The sequence below is a fragment of the Arthrobacter sp. B6 genome (assembly GCF_001663775.1).
Lineage (GTDB): Bacteria > Actinomycetota > Actinomycetes > Actinomycetales > Micrococcaceae > Arthrobacter.
Genome location: NZ_KV467168.1, coordinates 170,021 through 190,314, shown reverse-complemented (window position 1 = coordinate 190,314; position 20,294 = coordinate 170,021). Strand labels below are relative to the sequence as shown.

At 63.5% G+C, this 20,294-nt stretch carries 17 protein-coding genes; 8 read left to right on the top strand and 9 right to left on the bottom strand.

Annotated features, from left to right (window positions below; all coding sequences use genetic code 11):
- Positions 1–11: 11 nt before the first annotated feature.
- The 6 genes from AU175_RS00810 to AU175_RS00785 form a co-directional block, all read right to left on the bottom strand.
- Positions 12–827 (bottom strand): HpcH/HpaI aldolase family protein, encoded by an 816-nt coding sequence (locus AU175_RS00810; protein ID WP_197496996.1) that lies wholly within the window; start codon positions 825–827, stop codon positions 12–14.
- Positions 812–1,597 (bottom strand): 2-oxo-hept-4-ene-1,7-dioate hydratase, encoded by a 786-nt coding sequence (gene hpaH, locus AU175_RS00805; RefSeq protein ID WP_066285151.1) that lies wholly within the window; start codon positions 1,595–1,597, stop codon positions 812–814. The genes AU175_RS00810 and hpaH overlap by 16 nt, the downstream gene beginning before the upstream one ends.
- Before the next feature lie 89 nt (positions 1,598–1,686).
- Positions 1,687–2,772, bottom strand: a complete 1,086-nt coding sequence (gene hpaD, locus AU175_RS00800; RefSeq protein ID WP_066285149.1) for a 3,4-dihydroxyphenylacetate 2,3-dioxygenase — start codon at positions 2,770–2,772, stop codon at positions 1,687–1,689.
- Between the two features lie 39 nt (positions 2,773–2,811).
- On the bottom strand, positions 2,812–4,353 hold the full coding sequence (gene hpaE, locus AU175_RS00795; RefSeq protein WP_066285148.1) for a 5-carboxymethyl-2-hydroxymuconate semialdehyde dehydrogenase: 1,542 nt from the start codon (positions 4,351–4,353) through the stop codon (positions 2,812–2,814).
- Positions 4,354–4,396: 43 nt separating this feature from the next.
- Complete coding sequence (locus AU175_RS00790) at positions 4,397–5,083, bottom strand: GntR family transcriptional regulator (protein ID WP_066285146.1); 687 nt, start codon at positions 5,081–5,083, stop codon at positions 4,397–4,399.
- Positions 5,076–6,542, bottom strand: coding sequence for a fumarylacetoacetate hydrolase family protein (locus AU175_RS00785; RefSeq protein WP_066285145.1), 1,467 nt, complete (start codon positions 6,540–6,542; stop codon positions 5,076–5,078). The genes AU175_RS00790 and AU175_RS00785 overlap by 8 nt, the downstream gene beginning before the upstream one ends.
- A 222-nt stretch (positions 6,543–6,764) precedes the next feature.
- Between AU175_RS00785 and AU175_RS00780 the strand changes: the two genes are divergently transcribed.
- The gene (locus AU175_RS00780) at positions 6,765–8,717 is read left to right on the top strand and encodes an FAD-binding monooxygenase (protein WP_066285143.1); all 1,953 of its coding nucleotides are present in this window, start codon (positions 6,765–6,767) and stop codon (positions 8,715–8,717) included.
- Between the two features lie 257 nt (positions 8,718–8,974).
- Here AU175_RS00780 and AU175_RS00775 read toward each other — a convergent pair whose 3' ends face one another.
- The 3 genes from AU175_RS00775 to AU175_RS00765 all read right to left on the bottom strand — a co-directional run bounded on the left by AU175_RS00775 (position 8,975) and on the right by AU175_RS00765 (position 11,628).
- Entirely contained in the window at positions 8,975–9,946 is a 972-nt protein-coding gene (locus AU175_RS00775) for a formylglycine-generating enzyme family protein (RefSeq protein WP_082978933.1), read from the bottom strand.
- 201 nt (positions 9,947–10,147) lie between these two features.
- Positions 10,148–10,942, bottom strand: a complete 795-nt coding sequence (locus AU175_RS00770) for a MoaF C-terminal domain-containing protein (protein WP_066285142.1) — start codon at positions 10,940–10,942, stop codon at positions 10,148–10,150.
- A gap of 56 nt (positions 10,943–10,998) precedes the next feature.
- Positions 10,999–11,628, bottom strand: a complete 630-nt coding sequence (locus AU175_RS00765) for a TetR/AcrR family transcriptional regulator (RefSeq protein ID WP_066290268.1) — start codon at positions 11,626–11,628, stop codon at positions 10,999–11,001.
- Between the two features lie 198 nt (positions 11,629–11,826).
- On the opposite strand from AU175_RS00765, the gene AU175_RS00760 reads away from it, so the two are divergent.
- The 7 genes from AU175_RS00760 (at position 11,827) to AU175_RS00730 (ending at position 20,157) form a co-directional block, all read left to right on the top strand.
- Positions 11,827–13,506, top strand: a complete 1,680-nt coding sequence (locus AU175_RS00760; RefSeq protein WP_066285140.1) for an amidohydrolase — start codon at positions 11,827–11,829, stop codon at positions 13,504–13,506.
- A gap of 26 nt (positions 13,507–13,532) precedes the next feature.
- Positions 13,533–14,519, top strand: a complete 987-nt coding sequence (locus AU175_RS00755; protein WP_066285139.1) for an ABC transporter substrate-binding protein — start codon at positions 13,533–13,535, stop codon at positions 14,517–14,519.
- A 27-nt stretch (positions 14,520–14,546) separates the two neighbouring features.
- Positions 14,547–15,320 carry an ABC transporter permease gene (locus tag AU175_RS00750; RefSeq protein ID WP_066285137.1) on the top strand — a complete coding sequence of 258 codons (774 nt, stop codon included), beginning with the start codon at positions 14,547–14,549 and terminating at the stop codon, positions 15,318–15,320.
- Positions 15,321–16,097 carry an ABC transporter permease gene (locus AU175_RS00745; RefSeq protein WP_066285135.1) on the top strand — a complete coding sequence of 259 codons (777 nt, stop codon included), beginning with the start codon at positions 15,321–15,323 and terminating at the stop codon, positions 16,095–16,097.
- A 107-nt stretch (positions 16,098–16,204) separates the two neighbouring features.
- The gene (locus tag AU175_RS00740; RefSeq protein ID WP_197497118.1) at positions 16,205–17,005 is read left to right on the top strand and encodes an ABC transporter ATP-binding protein; all 801 of its coding nucleotides are present in this window, start codon (positions 16,205–16,207) and stop codon (positions 17,003–17,005) included.
- Positions 17,002–18,585, top strand: coding sequence for a sulfatase family protein (locus AU175_RS00735; protein WP_066285131.1), 1,584 nt, complete (start codon positions 17,002–17,004; stop codon positions 18,583–18,585). The genes AU175_RS00740 and AU175_RS00735 overlap by 4 nt, the downstream gene beginning before the upstream one ends.
- A 162-nt stretch (positions 18,586–18,747) precedes the next feature.
- Positions 18,748–20,157, top strand: a complete 1,410-nt coding sequence (locus AU175_RS00730; protein WP_066285129.1) for an aldehyde dehydrogenase family protein — start codon at positions 18,748–18,750, stop codon at positions 20,155–20,157.
- Positions 20,158–20,294 lie beyond the last annotated feature (137 nt).

The window sequence follows — 20,294 nt, the reverse complement described above, 5'->3', positions numbered from 1 at the left end:
TAAAAAGAATGTCAGTAGCTGGCGGGGGCTTCGCCGTCGGACGGTTTGATGTACTGTGCGGCGAGGGCTTCGGAGCCGCGGGCCAGCAACGAGACGTCGGCGCCCACCAGGATGAAGTTGGCACCGTTGTCCAGGTAGTGGCGTGCGGTGTCCGGGTTGAAGGCGTTGACCCCTGCCGGTTTGCCAGCTTTCCTGGCGGCAGTGAGGCAATGTTCGACGGCGGCGCGCACCTCGGGGTGTTCCTGCTGTCCCAGCAGGCCCATGGACGCGGCGAGGTCGGAGGGGCCGATGAAGACGGCGTCGACGCCGTCCACCTTAAGGATGTCCTCGACGGCGTCCACGGCCGCCGTCGATTCGATCTGGACGGTGACGCTGATAGTCTCGCTGGCCCGGGCCAGGTAGTCCGGGACCCGGTTCCAGCGGGCCGCGCGGGCCAGGGCAGACCCCACCCCGCGGACGCCGTGGGGCGGGTAGCGCGTCGCCGCCACCGCGGCCTCAGCCTCCGCCGAGGAGTTGACCATGGGGATGAGCAGGTTCTGCACGCCCAGGTCCAGGTACTGCTTGATCACCACTGTGTCGTTCACCGGCGGCCGCACCAGGGTGTGGACCGGGTAACCGTGGATGGCCTGCAGCTGGGCAAGGATGGACTCAAGCCCGTTGGGGCTGTGCTCGGCGTCGACCAGGAGCCAGTCCAGGCCGGAGCCGGCACAGAGTTCGGCGACGAGCGGGCTGCCGGAGCACACCCACATCCCGGCCAGCGGACGGCCTGCTTTACCGTTTTGATTGCGGAGCGCGTCGCGGAAGGTGTCGTCTATTCGAAGCGGCATGTGACACTCCCGAGGGGTCCGTAGTCGGCATGGACGGTGTCACCCTTGTAGACCCACATGGGCCGGGTGAAGGATCCGGCGAGGATGATGTCGCCGGCTTTCATGCCGTCTCCGTGGGCGGCGATCTTGTTGGCCAGCCAGTGGACGCCGTTGGCGGGGTGGTCCAGGACGCCGGCGGCTACACCGGTTTCCTCAACGGTCTGGTTCTTGTAGAGGATGGCGGAGACCCAGCGGAGGTCCACGGCGTCGGGCTTTACCGGGTTGCCGCCGATCACCATGGCGCCCATTGCCGCGTTGTCCGCGATGGTATCCACGATGGTCCGGCCCTCCATCTCGATCCGCGAGTCCAGGATCTCCAGGGCCGGAACCACGTAGTCGGTGGCCTTCAGGACATCGAAGATGCTGCAGCCCGGGCCTTTGAGCGCGTCCTTCAACACAAACGCAAGCTCCACCTCAACCCGCGGATGCGTGTACTTGTCCCAGTCCACGGAACAGCCGGTTTCGAGCACCATGTCATCGAAGATGGCACCGTAGTCCGGTTCGGTGATGCCGGTGGCGGCCTGCATCGCCTTGGACGTGAGGCCGATCTTCCGGCCCACCAGGGTCCGCCCGGCCTCCTCGTTCCGCCGCCGCCACAACTGCTGCACGGCATAGGAGTCCTCCACCGTCATCTCCGGGTACCGGGAAGTCAGGCGCGGCACCGGCGTGCGGGAACGCCCGGCTTCCACCAATTCATCGGCGATGGCCTCAATCGTCTTCGGGTCAAGCATGCGTAGCGCTCCTCAAGGGGATGGGGCGGTCAGTTCGTGATGAAAGCGGCCGGCCACGCAAAGTAGTGCGGGACCGGCCGCTGCCTTGCCTAGAGTTGAGCGCCGAGCTTGAAGCCGGTCCGGTCCTCTTCGGGGGCTCCGTCCTTGCGGGTGTAGGAGAATCCGTCGGCGCCGACGGTGACGGCCATTTCGCTCTTTTCCTCGCGCTCGATGACGGGCTGCGGGTTGCCGTCGAGGTCCAGGACGAGGGAGGCTTCGGTGTACCAGGAGGGGACCACGGGGTTGCCCCACCAGTCGCGGCGCTGGTTGTCGTGGACGTCCCAGGTGATGGTGGGGTTGTCGGGGTCCCCGGTGTAGTAGTCCTGGGTGTAGATCTCGATGCGGTGGCCGTCGGGGTCCAGGATGTAGAGGTAGAAGGCGTTGGACACGCCGTGCCGGCCGGGGCCGCGTTCGATCCGGTCACTGATCCGCAGGGCGCCCATCTTGTCGCAGATCTGGATGATGTTGTGCTTCTCGTGGGTAGCGAACGCGACATGGTGCATGCGCGGGCCGTTCCCGCCGGTGAGGGCGGTGTCGTGGACGGTCTGCTTGCGGTGCATCCACGCGGCGTACGTGACGCCGTCGGAGTCCTGGATGTCCTCGGAGACGCGGAAGCCGAGGTCCTCGAGGTATTTGCGGCCGCGGGGGACATCCGGGGTGACCTGGTTGAAGTGGTCCAGGCGGACCAGTTCGCCGGCGGAGTAGAGGTCGTAGCGCTGTGTGAGGCGCTCCACGTGCTCCACGTCGTAGAAGAACTCGTAGGGGAAGCCCAGCGGGTCCTCGACCCGGACGGAGTCGCCGATGCCCTTGGTGAAGCCTTCCTTGCGGCGCTCCACCCGGCAGCCGAGCTCCTTGTAATAGGCCTCGGCGGCGTCCACTTCGGCGGGGGACTTCACCCGGTACGCGAACGCGGCGACGGCGGCGACGGGTCCTTTGCGAAGCACCAGGTTGTGGTGGATGAACTCCTCGAGGGAGCGCAGGTAGATGTTGTTCTCGTCTTCCTCGGTGACGTGCAGGCCCAGCAGGTCTACATAGAACGCGCGGGATTTGGCGAGGTCGGTGACCACGATTTCCATGTAGGCGCAGCGGACGATGTCCGGGGCGGGGACGGTGGGGGTGGGGACAAAGTTGGTCATGATGTTCTCTCTTCTTTGAGCAGGTAAGGGGAGTACTTCTTAGCCCTCGTTGGCCGCAGAGTCTTCGATGCTGCCGAACTTGGGAGTGTGGACGCTGCCGAGGGTAATGTGCACGGCCTGCTGGTCGGTATAGAAATCGATGGAGCGGTAGCCGCCTTCGTGGCCCAGGCCCGATGCTTTGACGCCGCCGAACGGGGTGCGCAGGTCACGGACGTTGTGGCTGTTCAGCCACACCATCCCGGCCTCCACGTTCTGGGAGAAGTTGTGCGCCCTGGTCAGGTTCTGGGTCCATATGTAGGCCGCCAGACCGTAACGGGTGTTGTTCGCCAGGGCCAGGGCCTCGTCGTCGTTCTCGAACGGCGTGATCGCAACCACGGGGCCGAAGATCTCCTCCTGGAAGATCCGGGCGTCGGGGGAGACGTCGGCAAACACCGTGGGTGCGATGTAGTTGCCTTCCGGGAGTCCCTCGGGCCGTCCGCCGCCAGCCAGGAGCCGGCCTTCGGACTTGCCGATCTCCACGTACGAGGCCACTTTCTCGTAGTGCTCTGGGTGGACCAGGGCACCCACTTCGGTCTTGGGATCGTGCGGGTCACCGACCACGATGCTCTTTGCCCGGGCGGCGTACTTTTCGCAGAACTCGTCGTAGATGCCGCGCTCTACGAGGATGCGGGAACCGGCCGTGCAGCGTTCGCCGTTGAGGGAGAACACGCCGAACAGGGCCGAGTCGATCGCGGCGTCCAGGTCGGCATCGGCGAACACCACGCAGGGTGACTTGCCGCCAAGCTCCATGGACAGGCCCTTGAGGTTCGCGGCCGCGTTGCGGAAGATCGTCTGCCCGGTGGTGGTCTCGCCGGTGAAGGAGATCAGCGGCACGTCCGGGTGCTTGACCAGCGCGTCACCGGCTTCCTCGCCCAGGCCGTTGACCAGGTTGAACACGCCGTCGGGCAGGCCGGCGTCCTTGAAGATGGTGGCCCACAGCGAAGCGGAGAGCGGGGTGAACTCGGCGGGCTTGAGGACCACGGTGTTGCCCGTGGCCAGGGCCGGGGCGAGCTTCCATGACTCCAGCATGAACGGGGTGTTCCACGGTGTGATGAGGCCGGCGACGCCGATCGGCTTGCGGTTCACGTAGTTGATCTGCGAGCCCGGGACCTTCATGGCGTCATCGAACTGCGCCACGATCAGGTCCGCGAAGAACCGGAAGTTCTCCGCGGCGCGCAGCGCCTGGCCCTTGGCCTGGGTGATGGGCAGGCCGGTGTCGAAGGTTTCCAGCTCGGCGAGCCGGGCCTCCTGCGCTTCGACGGCGTCGGCGATTTTGTTCAGGACGCGGGCGCGTTCGCGGGGCTTCATCTTCGGCCACGGACCGCTGGTAAACGCTTCGCGGGCGGCAGCGACGGCGAGGTCGATGTCTTCCTTCTGACCGGCCGCGGCGGTGGCGTAGTTGCTGTTGGAGACAGGGTCCAGAACGTCGAAGGTCTTGCCGCCGACGGAGTCAACGAACTGGCCGTTGATGTAGTGCTGGATATGGGTGGGCAGGTCCTGCGGGATGTAATGCGTCTTGGTTTCCGGGGCAGTGAACGTCATTGTTGTTTCCTTTACTGCTTGGTGTGGCTACTTGGGGGATCGGTCAGACAGTTTTGGCTTGGCTCAGGTAGGCATCCAGGGTCGCGGACCGGTGCCTCCGTGCAGCCTTCTCGATCTCATCGGCGTCCGCACTGGCTTCGATGAGCTGCAGGAGTGCTTCATGCTCGTCCACGGACGCACGGGCCCGGCCGGGGACGAAGCGGAAGGTGGAGGACCGGAGCGAGGCGAGCCGGTTCCAGCCCCGGTGCACCAGGTCCAGGATGTGCGGGTTGGGGCAGTGTTCGAACAGGACGCTGTGGAAGTCCTGGTTCAGCCGGGTGAAGCGCACCGGATCAAAGTGCTCCAGGCACTCGCGCATTTCCTCATTCACGGCACGGGCCCGGGCGATGTCCGCTTCCCCAATGAGCGGTGCGGACAGCGCCGTGGCAGCGCCCTCCACAATGCTCAACGTCTGCATCGTGTAGAGGTACTCGGTGGGGTCGATCCCGGACACGGTGGCTCCGACGTTCCGCTCGAACTTCACCAGTCCTTCGGCTTCGAGCCGGCGGATGGCTTCCCTGACTGGAACCACGCTGAACCCCAAGTCCTTGGCAATAGCGGCCAGGACAAGCCGGTACCCGGGGGAGTAGGACCCCTCCACGATCCTGGCTTTCACAGCCTGGTATGCCTGCTCAGACTTACTCCCGGCAGTGGTCAAACCCGGGAGGTCGGTAACCGCTGTTTCAGTCATTGGCTTGGCCTGCTTCCCATTCCTTGTAGCGGGCCTGCCAGTCAGCATTCATGGGGTAGAGGCCGTCCACGCTGTTGCCCTGCTTGACCATTTCGAAGATGAAGACTTCTTCCTGCTCCTGCTGGATGCAGTCATCCACGAGTTCCTCGGCGATGGCCGGGGGGATCACCAGGATGCCGTCAGAGTCCGCCACGATAATGTCGCCTGGCTGGACGGTGGCACCCCCGCAGGCGATGGTGATGTCCGTGTCCCACGGGATGTGCCGGCGGCCCAGGACTGCGGGATGCGGGTTCGCAAAATAGGTGGGCATCTCCAATCCGGCCACGGCTGTGTAGTCGCGGACGCCGCCGTCGGTGATGATGGCTGCGGCGCCGCGCACCTGGGCGCGCAGGGCAAGGATGTCACCCACCGTCCCGGTGCCTTTCTCGCCGCGGGCTTCCATGACCAGGATCTCGCCCTCGTTGACGGAGTCGATGGCGCGCTTTTGCGCGTTGAACCCGCCGCCGTGGGTCTTGAACAGGTCCTCACGGTTGGGCACGTAGCGCAGGGTCCGGGCCAGGCCAACAACGCGGCGGTCCGGCCGGGTGGCCTGTAGGCCGTCGATGCTGACGTTATTAAGGCCCCGTTTGCGCAGCTGTGAGGACAGGGTTGCCGTGGCGACGCTCTCCAGCTTGGCTTTGAGCTCGGGGGACAGCGCGGGTGCGGGTGCGGGGATGCCGGCGGCTTCGCTTGAACCGTATGCCTCCTCACGCTGCAGGTCATCAACCTTGGGGCCGGCACCAAAGTCAGCGAACGGCGTCGTGCCTTCCTCCACCCGGGTGACCAGGCGGCCCGTTGACAGGGTGCCGTCAATGGTGCCCACCTCCACTTCCAGCACGTCCCCCGGTTTGGCCACGGAGGCGCCGGCGGGGGTGCCTGTGAGGATGATGTCCCCCTCTTCGAGGGTGAGCAGCTGGGACAGGTCAGCCACCAGCCGCGCGAACGGGAAGAGAAGGTCCTGCGTGGTGTCATCCTGGACGAGCTGCCCATTGTGCCAGGTGCGGATCTGCAGCCGGGCGGGGTTGACGGCGTCTGCCGGGATCAGTGCCGGGCCCACCGGGGTAAACCCGTCGCCGCCCTTGGACCGGAGGTTGGAACCCTTGTCCGCATAGCGGAGGTCGTACACGCCCAGGTCGTTGCTGGCGGTGATGGAAGCTACATGGTTCCAAGCGTCCTCAACAGTCACCCGCCGTGCGGCCTTGCCGATGATCAGTGCGATCTCGCCCTCGTATCCGAGCAGTTCACAGCCTGCCGGCCGTTCCACCGGACTGCCGCTCAGTGCGAGCGATGACGACGGTTTGAGGAAGTAGGACGGCTGGGCAGGGGTGCGCCCCCGCTGCGCTGCACGGCTGGGGTAGTTGATGTGCACCGCGATCACCTTTCGCGCCGCTGCCAAGGTGTGCCCGTTTACCTGCTCCAAAGCCGTCTCCTCATCAAGTACGAAATCGTATACGAACCACTATGAACTGCCGCACTGGATCCGTCAAGCCTCGGGCTTGGCCTTTTTTCTATGCTCTTGTCGTTCCCGCTCCAGGTGCCGTACAGTATTTGCCTAGCCCATACGTTGCGAATATAGAATCGCAAATTCGTATATGGAACACCAGTCGGTGAATTGAAGCCCACAGTGAAGTGAGGAAAGCCCGTGCAGTTCCACCACCACGGTTATGTATCCGGTGACCCTCGGGTGCAGCCCGCCGCCGGGGTCGGTATTAACCGCCCCGCAGAGCTCCCCGATGAAGTAGACGTACTTATCGTCGGCACCGGCCCAGCCGGCATGCTCGCCGCAGCACAACTCTCGCAGTTCCCGAACGTCACTACCCGTATCGTGGAGCGCCGCCCCGGTAGGCTCGCCATTGGCCAGGCCGACGGAATCCAGGCTCGCAGCGTCGAAACCTTCCAGGCCTTCGGATTCGCCGAAAGGATCATCGCCGAGGCGTACGCCATCACCGAAATGGCATTCTGGAAGCCCGACGTCAACGACCCGTCGCGCATTGTCCGCACCGCCCGGGCCCAGGACGACCCCGCAGGTATCAGTGAATTCCCGCACCTGATCGTCAACCAGGCCCGGGTTCTGGACTACTTCGCCGAGTTTATGGCCAACTCACCCACCCGGATGGCGCCCGACTACGGTTACGAGTTCCGTGGCCTTGAGGTGGGGGAGGGGGAGTACCCCGTCACGGTGACGCTTGGCCACACCTCCGGGCCAAAGGAAGGGCGGGAGCGCATCATCAAGGCGAAATACGTTGTCGGAGCAGACGGTGCCCGAAGCAAAGTGCGCGAGTCCATCGGCTGCACCCTCGCCGGCGACCAGGCCAACCACGCATGGGGCGTCATGGACGCACTCGCAGTCACTGATTTCCCCGACATCCGCACAAAGTGCGCCATCCAGTCCGGCTCGGGCGGCAGCATCCTCTTGATTCCACGTGAAGGCGGCCACCTCTTCCGCATGTATGTCGACCTCGGCGAAGTGGACCCCAACGACAAGGGCGCAGTCCGCAACACCACCATCGAGGAAATCATCCAGAAGGCCAACGAGATCCTTCACCCCTACACATTGGATGTGCGCAACGTCGCGTGGCACAGCGTGTACGAGGTCGGCCACCGCCTCACGGACAGGTTCGACGACGTCCTGCCGGAGGACCGCGGCACCCGCACCCCGCGGGTGTTCATTACCGGCGACGCCTGCCACACGCACAGCGCCAAGGCCGGCCAGGGTATGAACGTCTCCATGCAGGACGGGTTCAACATCGCCTGGAAGCTGGGGCACGTCCTTGAGGGCCGCAGCCCGGAAAGCCTGCTGGCCACGTACTCGGCCGAGCGCCAGGTGGTGGCCAAGAACCTCATCGACTTCGACAAAGAGTGGTCCACGCTCATGGCCAAGAAGCCCGAGGAGTTTGAAAACCCCTCCGACCTCGAGGATTTCTACGTGCGAACCGCCGAGTTCCCCGCCGGATTCATGACCGAGTACGCGCCGTCCATGCTGGTGGCCACTGCCGAACACCAGGACCTGGCCGCAGGCTTTCCGGTGGGCAAGCGCTTCAAGTCGGCGCCCGTGGTGCGGGTGGGCGACACCAACCCCCTGCATCTCGGGCATCACGCGACCGCAGACGGCAGGTGGCGGATTTACGTGTTCGCAGACCCCGCGCTTCCGGGCACAGGGTCTGCCACGGACAAGTTCGCCGAGTGGATCGCGAACTCGCCGGCATCACCGCTGGCTGCGACGCCGTCTGACGCTGATCTGGACGCGTGGTTCGACGTGAAGGTGATTTACCAGCATCCCCACGCAGCCCTGGACATCAACGCCGTTCCAGCTGTTTTCAAGCCGCAGGTGGGCCCGTTCAAACTGACCGACTACGAGAAGGTGTACGCCACTGACCCCGCCGCGGATATTTTCCATCTCCGCAGCCTGGACCGTGGCGGCGTGGTTGTAGTGGTGCGCCCCGACCAGTACGTGGCCAATGTCCTGCCGCTGACAGCGACGGCGGAGCTGGGAGAGTTCTTCGCACCCCTACTCACCGCGCTTCACGCGGCACCGTTGACAGAAGTCGTGGGCGGGCCAACCGCGCACTCATCCCTCGTCAGCAGCGAGGCTTAGTGAAGGGCGGTCCGCCGGGGGACAGGCCCCGGCAGACCGCCCTACGTGGGTGCTCGGGCGGCCGGTTGGGCGTCATGCGTTCAGTGCCAGGGGATGAAGACCAGTGCGATGGCGGCGGCGAGTCGGCCGGCTGCGGCCAGCAACGGAGCAACCAGCGGAATCTGAAGGGGCGCCTTATTGCGCATGCTGCGCTCCACCCGTAGCCACCGTAGCTCTTTCCGCGAGGAGGCGGAACGGGAGCGTCGCCCTTCGTGATGTCACCTTGCACGGTCATCCGCGGCCGTTCGGAATCCGCAATTGCTGCTGGAGGAGTCGGGTGTGTTGGAGCTTCTGGCCGCGACCCGGTAGCGGTTGCAGTAGGAGTCGTGGCAGAGGTATGACCCACCGCGCATGACACGGCCTGTGCCGATGGTGGGCCCCTGTGGGTTGGCGACTGGTGAGTTGCGGTAGTACTTGGGCAGGAACCAGTCCGAGCACCATTCCCAGACGTTGCCGCTGACCTCGTATAGCCCGTAGCCATTGGGCGGGAAGCTGCGGACGGGCGCCGTTGACGGGAAACCGTCTTCTTCGGTGTTGACTTCGGGGAACTTGCCTTGCCAGATGTTGCACCTGTGGGTCCCGTCAGCGGCCAGCAGTTCGTTTCCCCAAGGGTAGCGCTGTTGTTTGAGCCCTCCCCGGGCGGCGTATTCCCACTCGGCCTCGGTGGGCAGCCGCCGGCCTGCCCACCGGCAATAGGCCATTGCGTCATCATGGGAAACCTGAACGACAGGGTGGTCAGGGATATCTGACCAGTGGTGTCCCGGGCCAGCCGGGTGGGCCCAGTCAGCTCCCTTGACGGTGAGCCACCACGGGGAACCGGAGGCGACACCAACAATGTCGCCCGTCTGGGCTTGCACTACCAGGTGGAACACTGCCGACGTTCCGTATTTCTCGGCTTCCGTACGGTATCCCGTGGCATCCACGAAAGCTGCGAACTGTTCATTGGTCACAGCCGTCGTGTCCATCCTGAACGCTTCGAGTTCAACGGTATGGACCGGGGCTTCGCCGTCCGCTGGGTAACCTTCGTCGAAGCTGTCGCCCATCTGGAAACTCCCGGCCGGAATCAGCACGTCCTCGTGTAACGGAGGATGTTCTGCGATGGATCCGAGAGCCTCGTCCGGTTCCGGCGGCGTCGCTGCCGTGCGCGTGGGGGCGCAACAGCTTTCTGGCAGGTGGTCCGGCTTCTTCATGGTTACGTAGTCATCCTCATATCGACTTTGATTGCCTGTGCTTTACGCTGTCAACGCCCGCCCTTTTGATTCAAGTGCGTGCTCTGTTTCCAGCGCTGCGCTTGCGGCCGGGCAACCTCGGTCATGTTCGTCCCGTACTGTTGCGCGAAAGCTCATCGTCCAGGGGGAGGGCCTGACCCGCCGCCCGTGACCCAAGGGGGCTTAGTAGGTAGTCATGTTTAGTACGTCGGCGACGGCGCCTACTGGGAAGTTGGTGTAGGTTGAGAAGTCGAAGCCGCTGTATCCGAAGATTTTTCCGTCTGTTTTCATGCGTTTCAGGTCGATGAGGATGACGCCGAGTGTGGGGACGATTTTTTCTCGCCAGATGAACAGGTATAGCTGTTCGGATATTGCGATGTAGTGGCAGCGATCCGTGTCTGCCAGGCCGGATTCTGAGCCCTTTATACAGTGCCAGGTGTAGAAGTTTTCATTCAGGTAAAGGTGTTCGTACGCCTCTTCCGGGCTGTAGTGGTAGCGGTTCCGAAGGCCGATCAGCTCCTTTGTGGGAGCGTGTGCCATCCCGCCCTGTACCCCGTTGAGGGATCCGTGAAGAATGGTTGCATCCACTCCGGTCAGTTCCATGCCTTGGCGTGCCCGGTCGTAGGCGCTGGCGGACGCGGTCTCTTCGTTCGGCAGTGATCCTCCCACCAAAGTCACTTGCCCGTTGGCGTCGTCCAGTACAACGCTCAATGACTCCTTTGCCTTCTCACCCGTAAGGAAGTCCACAAAGTAGATGCCTTCCCTTATCGACGTGACGCGGGCTTCGTAGGTACTGCCGTCCCAGATCAGACTGGTGCTGCCCAGGATCCGGCAATCATGCGTTTCTCCGTCGGCGAAGGTGAGGGTGAAGCTGCGGCCGTTCAGGCCCTCGTGCACGTCGAGTACGTTGCTGTTGGCGGCGAATCCTTCTCCCAGAGCCCCGACGGAGATGAAATTGGGTGTTTTGGTGTTCTTCAAGCTGGAATTCCTTTTGCAGTTTCGTTTGGGAACGGCTCTGGCACCAGGCGTGAGACCTATTGGGCCGAGACCGTGGAGTCTCGAATAATGAGGGATGCCAGGCCTTCAGACAGGAGATCCACCAGGGCGGCGGAACGTTCCGGGTCGGGATCGGCAAGATGCTGCATGCTGATGCCGTCGATCCCGGAGATGAAGAGTCTGGTGATCAGCTCGAGGTTTTCGGGGATGTCCTCGCCGGCGACGGCCGCTGCCTCGCGGAAGAGTTCGATCGTGGACTGGATCCAGCCTTCGTACATGATCCTGTTCTGCGCCCGGACGGCGGCCTCGCTCTCGGGCTTTTCCCGGAAGCGGCGAAGCAGCAGTTCGAACGTGGTCACCTGTTCGTGCGGATTCAGCAGCATGCGCTCCCAGATGCGGTGTGCATGGGCCCGCATCACGTCCGTTAGCCCACCGCCGGCCACGTTCACCGGCGGAAGGGCTTTGGCGTAATCGCGGCTTAGGAACGCGTAGACCTCTTGGAGCAGTTCGTCCTTGTTCCGAAAACAGTAGTGCAGGGCAGCAAGATTGGCGCCGGCCTCGGTCGCAATCCTCCGGGTGGTTGCGGCGGCAAGACCGTCATTGGCTATGACTCGTGCAGCTGCCTCAACGAATTGCAGCCGCCGGGCGTCTGCAGAAACTCTGGCCATTTTCACCGCTCTCCCTTCTCTTGTTGATCCTAGTGCTCCCCACCAGCTGAGGTCCCAAGCGGCCGGGATGCACACGCTTTAGAAACTCCAAGAAAAATTTTACGGCAAAACCTAGTCAAATGACCCAGTCAGGCGACATACTTTTTTCATGGCGTTATCCGGATCACACTTTGTGGCCGCGAATTGGAAGGAGTGCCGGTGCAGGACACGGCAGATTTGGTGATCATCAGGGCGCAGGTCCTGACGATGGACCCGGCGAACCAACGGCGGATGACTGACGCCATCGCAGTCCGCGGCGATAAGGTGTTGGCCCTGGGAAGCGAGCCCGTCGGTGCGGTCACCGGCCCTGGAACCAAGGTCATCGACGCCGGGGGAGCCGCTGTCATTCCCGGCATCAATGATGCCCACCTGCATTTCGTCTCGGCCTCCATGGCTGCCTTTGGCTACCTCAAACTTGACCGGGCATCAACCCCGGACCGGGCGGCAGTAGTTGCCCGTGTGGAGCAGGCCCCGGTGGGAGAAGACGGTTGGATTCGTGCCCATGGCTGGGACGACACCGCCGTTGGCTCGGGTGCCGGTCTGTTACTGGACTGCAGGCCCGACGTGCCTGTCGTGGCCTTCGACAGCACCGGCCATCAACTTGCTGTGAACCGCGAGGCGCTTCGCCGGGCCGGTATCTCCACAACTACAACCGATCCAGCGGGGGGAGCCATCAGCCGTTCCGCGGACGGTGAACCGAACGGGCTTCTGCAGGATGGTGCCATGGAGCTGCTCTCGCGTTCCTTGCCGCCGCTCCCGGAGGAGATGCTGCGCGGCTCGCTGCTGTCCCTGCAGCAGCGCCTGCACGGCGAGGGCATCACGTCATTGACCGAACCCGGTCTTGGTCCTGCCAGTCCCGGCCTCCTTGATGGGGCTGGGTCAACCGCCGCACTTGAGCTGCTTGGGAAGCTTGCCCTGGAAGCCGAGCTGACCCTGCGGATTAACGTCCTGATGCTGTTCGCAGGCACCGGTGGTGCAAATGCCGCCGCGGTCCAGCACGGCCTGGGCAGTGGCCTGGCTGCTACCTACAGAAACCGGGGGATAGATGACCAGCAGCTGCGGATAGCGGGTGTGAAAGTCTTCGCCGACGGCATTCCGCGAAGTGGAACGGCCTGGATGTCGGAACCCTATGGTGCTGCCTGCTCGCACGGCAGCCTCGTCATTAAGGGCATGAACGATGCCGATAAAGTTGCCGAATTGAACCGGATCCTGGCGTTGATTGACGACGCCGGACTTCAGGCCGGAATCCACGCCACCGGAGATGCGGCCACCGACGCAGCCGTGAACGCCCTGGCCACCAGGAACGGCTCCTCCAGGAACCGCCACTACATCATTCACGGCTCCTTCACTGGCACCGGAACGCTCAAGAAGATGGCAGCCCATGGCATCGGTTACAGCACCAATCCCTTGATCCGGGCCGAGGCAGGTGACGCGATGCGCCGCTTGCTGGGTGAAGAACGCTTCGCGAACCATCAACCCCTTCGTTCAGCCCTGGATGCCGGTGTCCACTTCAATATTGCATCAGATGCGCCGGTTACCAGCACCGATTGGCGGCGCACGGTGCTCGCCGCCGTCCGCCGGCCCACCCGGACCACGCCCGGTTCACCCACTGACCCCCAGCGGCTGGGCGGCCTGGAAGCCCTCGCCGCGATGACCGTTCAACCGGCGTGGCAGGACCGGGCCGAACACTATAAAGGAGCGCTGATCCCCGGCATGAAAGCCGATCTTTGCCTCCTCTCCGATCCCTGGCCCGATGACAGGGACATCGAAAAAATCCTGCACAACACTGCCGTCCTCACCCTCAGCGGCGGCCGCATAGTCCACAACGTCACTTCCTGACCATCCGCTAGACCTAGGAGTATTCCATGCGACGCAGTATTCCCCTTGCATTCGCCGCCGTCATTTCCCTCGGGCTCACCGCTTGCGGCGGTGGACAAAGTTCCGCGCCGGAAGCCGGCGGCGAAGCCACCCTCAAAGTAGGCACCATTGGCATTGGTTCCGACGCGGCTATCCGTCTCGCAAGCGATAAGGGTTATTTCAAGGAACAGGGCCTCAACGTCGAGTTCAGCGTTATCGCCAACCCGCCGGCGGGAATTGCGGCGGCCCAGAGCGGCCAGCTTGACCTGACCTACGCCCCGTCCATTCCCGTCCTTAATGCCCTGAGTCAAAATGTCCCGTTGAAGATTGTTGCTGCGGCAGACGGCTACGAAGAGGGTGCAGCCAATAGCGCCGACCTTAATCGTGTTGATGATACCGGGCTCCTTGTTCCGAAAGGTTCGGATGTTACCCGGCCCAAGGACCTTGAAGGCAAGTCAGTCAGTGTGCCGGCTCGCAAAGCGCAGATGGAGGTCACCGTCACCAAGCTCATCAAGGACGACGGCGGCGATCCCGCCAAGGTCAACTGGATGGTCCTGGATCCTTCCTCGGCGCTGCAGTCCCTGAACTCATCCCGCGTCGACGCCGCATCACTGATAGCCCCCTTCACCTCCCAGGCAGTTTCTGACGGTAACCGGCTGCTGGCATCACCCGGAATCAACTTCTTCAAGGAAGGAGCTGTCGGACTCTGGGTGGCAGGAGCCAACACCGTCAATTCCAAGCAGGATCAGATGAAAAAGTTCCAGGAAGCCATCTATAAGGCCAACGCCTATGCTAACGCCAACCTTGAAGAAGCCCAGCAGCTGAGTGCTGAAATCACCAAGACCCCGCTGGAAACCGTCAAAGCGGGTGCCGAGAACTACTGGCCGGAAAGTGTCGAGCAGGAAGACATCGAGCGCACTAACCAGGCGTTGGCCGAACTGGGATTCCTCAAGGAGCCGGTCAAGCTCCCAGCGGACCTCATCCTCGAAGACTGACCCGGCAACCGTGATGGGAACTTTACGATGAATCAGTCAACCAAGCCGATGCTGCTGAGCGCCGCCGGTGTTGCGGCCGCCTTGCTCGTGTGGCAGCTCATGGCAGTAGGAAAAGTGGCGGGCGAGGCACTTCCGCCGGTCACGACAGTCTTCGCAGCGCTTTTCACCACCCTCGGAACAGGAGCGTTCTGGTCATCGCTGGGCGCCACTGTAGGTATCTCGCTCCTGGCCCTGGCCCTGTCGGCGGTGGCTGGCGTGGTGCTGGGCATCCTGATCGGTAGCTTCGACCCGGTCCGGTACGCCACCTTGGCGGTGCTTGAGTTCCTCAAGCCCGTGCCGCCTATCGTTATCCTGCCGCTGGCTGTTCTGGTCTTCGGTCCAACCCAGGAAATGTCACTGTTCCTGGTGGCGTTCGGATGCCTGCTTCCGATAGTGATGCAAACGGTAGACGGCGTCCACGGCACCGACCCCGTAGCCCGCGACACAGCACGCTCCTATGGGCTCAAATCACCCGAAATCCTGTTCCGGGTTGTTCTGCCAAGTGCCATGCCCTACATCGGAACCGCGATGCGGGTTGCCGCCCCGGCCGCCCTCGTCATCACGGTCGTCGCAGGACTCCTCGGAGGCGGCCCAGGCCTGGGCCAAAGCATCTACCAAGCGCAGTCCGGCGGGGACTACGCCTCGCTATACGCCCTGGTTATCGTGCTCGGGGTACTTGGCCTGATCTTCCAGGGAGCCACCCGGGCCGCCGAACGCCGGGCCCTGCATTGGCATCAATCATTCCGGGAAGTGGTGCACTAAATGAACCGCACAGCACGTAACTCACTCATCGGCGCCGGAACCCCCGTGGTCCTGCTGGCGCTCTGGTGGGTCCTGTCCGACCAGTCAACGAATGCATTCTTCCCGCCGCTGCGGATCATTCTTGAACGTTTCCAGCAACTGTGGCTGTTCCAGCACTTCCAGTCGGACATCCTGCTGAGCCTGGCCAACCTCTTCACGGGATTCGCGATCGCAGCCGTCCTAGGCATCACCATCGGTTTTGTAACCGCCCTCGTTCCAACCGTCCGCTGGCTCATCGACCCGTTGATTCACTTCCTCCGCGGCATCCCACCGGTCGCGCTGGTACCGATCTTCATCTCGCTGATCGGCTTCGGTACGGAGATGCGCGTGACCAGCATCGCGCTGGCGGCACTGTTTCCCGTCCTGATCGCCACGGTCGATGGAATCCGAAGCGTAGACCAGGACATCCTGGACGTGTCCCGGGTGTACCGGCTGTCCCGCCGTGAACGGATAACGAACGTGATACTGCCCTCAGCCGGCCCGCAGATCTTCTCAGGGTTGCAGGTAAGCCTCCAGGTCGCGTTCATCGTGATGATCGCGAGCGAAATGCTGGGTTCTTCCCAAGGCATCGGGGCCATGACACTGCTGGCCCAGCAGAGCTTCATGATCGCGGACATGTGGGCCGGGATCCTGCTGCTCGGAGTCATTGGCTTCGCCGTCAACATGATCTTCAACCTGGTCCGACGCAGAGTCCTGGCCTGGTACATCGGCTCCCGACGATTGGCTAAATCAGCATGAAAACTACACCCTCCACCCCGAAGCAGGACCCCACGATGCAAACCACCAATGCCCCGGATGCTTCCGTCCCGGACAAGAACGTCCCTCCCCAGTCCAGGAAAAAAGCCATGGCACAGCAACCAGACAGCCCCGAACAGTCCGTTCCGCGCCTCAATGTGGTGCACCTGGCGAAGACCTACGGATCCGGCGAGAACGCCAAGACAGTGATCGAGGACCTGACCTTCAGCGTCGAGGCCGGTGAAGTCGTCTGCATCGTCGGCCCTTCCGGCGTCGGCAAGACCACCCTGCTTAAATGCCTGGCCGGCCTTCATCCCGTTTCCAGCGGCAGCGCTGCAATTGACGGCCGGACCATCAGCGGACCGCCGCCCGAGATGGCCCTGGTCTTCCAGGACTACAACCGTTCCCTGATGCCATGGCTCACGGTGCGGAAAAACCTCGTCCTCCCGCTGCGGCATATGCGCTTGCCCGCCGCCGAAGTCAAGGAACGCTGCGACAGCGCACTGGAAGCTGTCGGGCTAACGCACGCCGAGCATCAGTATCCATGGCAGCTCTCCGGCGGGATGCAGCAGCGCGTCGCCATCGCCCGCGCCCTGGCCTACCGGCCCGAGATCCTCATCATGGATGAACCCTTTGCCTCGGTTGACGCCCAGACCCGGTTCGACCTGGAGGATCTGTGCCTGAAAATCCGCCGTGACTTCAACATGACTATCCTGGTGGTCACCCATGACATCGACGAAGCCGTGTACCTGGCCGACCGCGTCGTCGTCCTGGGCTCCAAACCCGCACGGGTCCTGAAAGTGATCGACATTGATCTGCCGGCCCCCAGGGACCAGATCACGACGCGCTCCCTGCCGGACTTTGCCCACCAGCGCACCGACGTCCTGTCCCTGATCAAGAGGCCGGCATGACCACCAGGCGTCCCAACGTCCTGTTCATCATCGCTGACCAGCTGCGTGCAGACCATTTGGGCTTCGGCGGCAACAGCATTGTCCAGACCCCGAACCTGGACGCGCTGGCCGCGCGGGGCACAGTGTTCAGCAACGCCACCGTGGCCAACCCCACCTGCATGCCGAACCGGGCCAGCCTCATTACAGGGCGCTGGCCCTCAACCCACGGGACGCGCTGCAACGGGATCCCTTTGGATCCCCAGTCGCGGACCCTGGTCCGTTCACTCGGTGAAGTGGGCTATCACGCGATCGGCGTGGGGAAGCTACACCACCAGAACATGGGGTGGGACTTCGAGCCGGAGCAACAGCAGGAGATCAACGCCACCGATCCGCTGCTGCTGGACCCCGCCGCCGGCAATGCCCGGCGGGAAACATCCGGATGGGACGGCTGGGAGGACCGGGCCGCACACGAAGAACGTTTCATCGAGTTGCCCCCGGATTACTACGGGTACGACCACGTCGACCTCGTAGTGGGTCACGGCGACCACCCGGGCGGCCATTACCTGCACTGGGCCCGCGAACGCGGCGTCGATCCCGACGTCATCGGCGGACCTGAACATTCCGAGAACCTCTACCCCGGCTGGGACCAGGTATACAGGACAGCAGTCCCCGCCGAGCTCCATCCCAGCACCTACATCGGCGAGAAGGCAGTGGAGCACCTTAAGGACGCCGGGGGCAAAGACCGCCCCTTCTTCATGTTCGTCTCCTTCCCCGACCCGCACCACCCCTTCTCACCGCCCGCCGGCTACGACACCATGTACGACCCCGCCCTGCTCGAGTTGCCGATCGGCTTCGAGCAGGACCACACCAAGTCACCGGCACACATCCAGCACATGATCGGGCACCGAGGCGAGCCGGGCACCGATCCCACGATGACCTGGGCGCCCACTGAACAGCAGTACCGGCACGCCGCCGCGGCGCAGTACGGGCTGATCACGCTCATGGACGAACAAATCGGCAGGATTCTGACCGAACTCGAAACCCAGGGCCTGTCCGAAGACACAATCGTGGTGTTCACCAGCGACCACGGAGATCTGTTCGGCGATCACGGACTGATGCTGAAACATTTCTGCCACTACCGGGCGGTGACCAACGTGCCGCTGGTCATCGCGGTGCCCGGCGGCACTCATCGGCGCAGCGACGCGCTCGTGTCCAGCCCGGACCTGGTGCCCACCCTGTTGGAGCTCAGCGGCGCACCCGCCTTCCGCGGAATTCAGGGCCGTTCATTGATCCCGCTGTTGCGGGGCGAAACCGGCGAACACCGCCACGCCTTGCTGGTGGAAGAGGAACAACCCTTCGGCCTGCCTGGACTCCCCGGGCCGGTACGGATGAGGACAGTCATCACTCCGGAAGGGCGCCTGACCCGCTTCTTCGGAACGGAAAACGCCGAGCTCTACGACCACCGGACCGATCCGCATGAACTCCACAACCTGGCCGGCTCGGCACAACACGCCGACCTGGAGAACAGGCTCACATCGGTCATGCTGGAGGAAATGGCAGCCCTGGCCGACGAAGGGACCGCTCCCACAGCCGCGGCCTAAGACAGCAGAAGGAATGCTGCCGTTGATGCACGAGGACCAGGTCGCGGCATTCCCACTAACGAACTGGTACTCGCTCTTTGCCACTAGCAAGCCCGGTACCGAGTAGGCACAGAATCATCAGACATATTCCCCGGGCAACCAACTACCTGATGTGGAGTGATCATGGAAAGCTACGATGCACTGTTGGCCGCGGTTAGCGGCGGCACTGGTGAGACCAGGACGATGCTCGATCCTGCGACCGGTGGTGTTGTCGGTGAGGCGCCCGTTCATAGTGTTGCGGACCTGGACCGCGCTGTCGCTGCCGCTCTCGCGGCGCAGCCGGCGTGGGCGGGGCTGGGGCATGAGGGCCGGTCCGCTGCTCTGTTGCGGGCGGCAGATGCCGTGGAACGTTCCGCTGAGGACCTCGCGCGGTTGCTTTCCCGTGAGCAGGGCAAACCGCTGAACGGGCCCAACGCCCGCTTCGAAGTGGGTTCCTGTGTGGCCTGGCTCCGCGCAGCCGCCACCATCCCGCTGGAGGCCGAAACCATCGTGGATGACGGCCAGACCCGTGCCGAGCTGCATTACAGGCCTATTGGTGTTGTGGGCGCCATTGGCCCGTGGAACTGGCCGATGATGATCACCGTCTGGCAGATCGCCCCCGCCCTGCGGATGGGTAACTCCGTGGTGGTCAAACCTTCCGAATACACTCCACTGAGCGTGCTGGCCCTGGCAAAGGTCATCAACGAGGAACTGCCTGAAGGTCTCCTGAGCGTCATCTCCGGCGGCCGTGACGTCGGCGAACGGCTGGCCGGGCACCCCGCGGTCGGGAAGATCATGTTCACCGGCTCCACCGCCACGGGCAAGGCGATCATCAAATCCTCCGCTGACACGGTCAAGCGGCTGACCCTGGAACTGGGCGGCAACGACGCCGGCATCGTCTTGCCCGACGCCGACCCCAAGGCCATCGCCCAGGATCTGTTCTGGGGTGCGTTCATCAACTCCGGCCAGACCTGCGCGGCCCTCAAACGCCTCTACGTCCACGAAGACATCTACGACGCCGTCTGTGAAGAACTCGGTGCGGTCGCGGCAGCTGCGCCGATGGGCAACGGCCTGGACGAGACCAGCGTGCTGGGCCCGCTGCAGAACAAGCAGCAGTTCGACATCGTCAACCGCCTCGTTGACTCAGCCAAACACTCCGGAGCGCGCATCCTGACGGGAGGCAACCCTCCGCAGGAACAGCCCGGCTACTTCTACCCCACCACCCTGGTCGCGGACATCGACAACGACAACCCCCTCGTCGCCGAAGAACAGTTCGGCCCCGCACTGCCCATCATCAAATACAGCACCGTCAATGAAGCAGTCGCCATGGCCAACGGACTCGATGTAGGACTCGGAGCCTCCGTCTGGTCATCCGACCCCGCAGCAGCCCGGAAAGTCGCAGCCCGGATCCAGGCCGGCACCGTCTGGATCAACAAACACGGAGCCGTGGACCCGCGGGTTCCCTTCGGCGGAGCCAAACAATCCGGCTACGGCCTCGAATTCGGCGTCGAAGGCCTCAAAGCCCTCGGCACCCCACAAATCATCAACGGCTAAGCCGCCAGCCCCGGGCCCCTTCAAAAACGTCGATAATGGAGCTTTCGTTAAGCAAACGCGCTGCCGACGGCACGTCACGAAGTCCGCACGTTAGCTCCGTGGGCGGGATTGTCCCGTTTTTGCTCGCAATGGAGCAG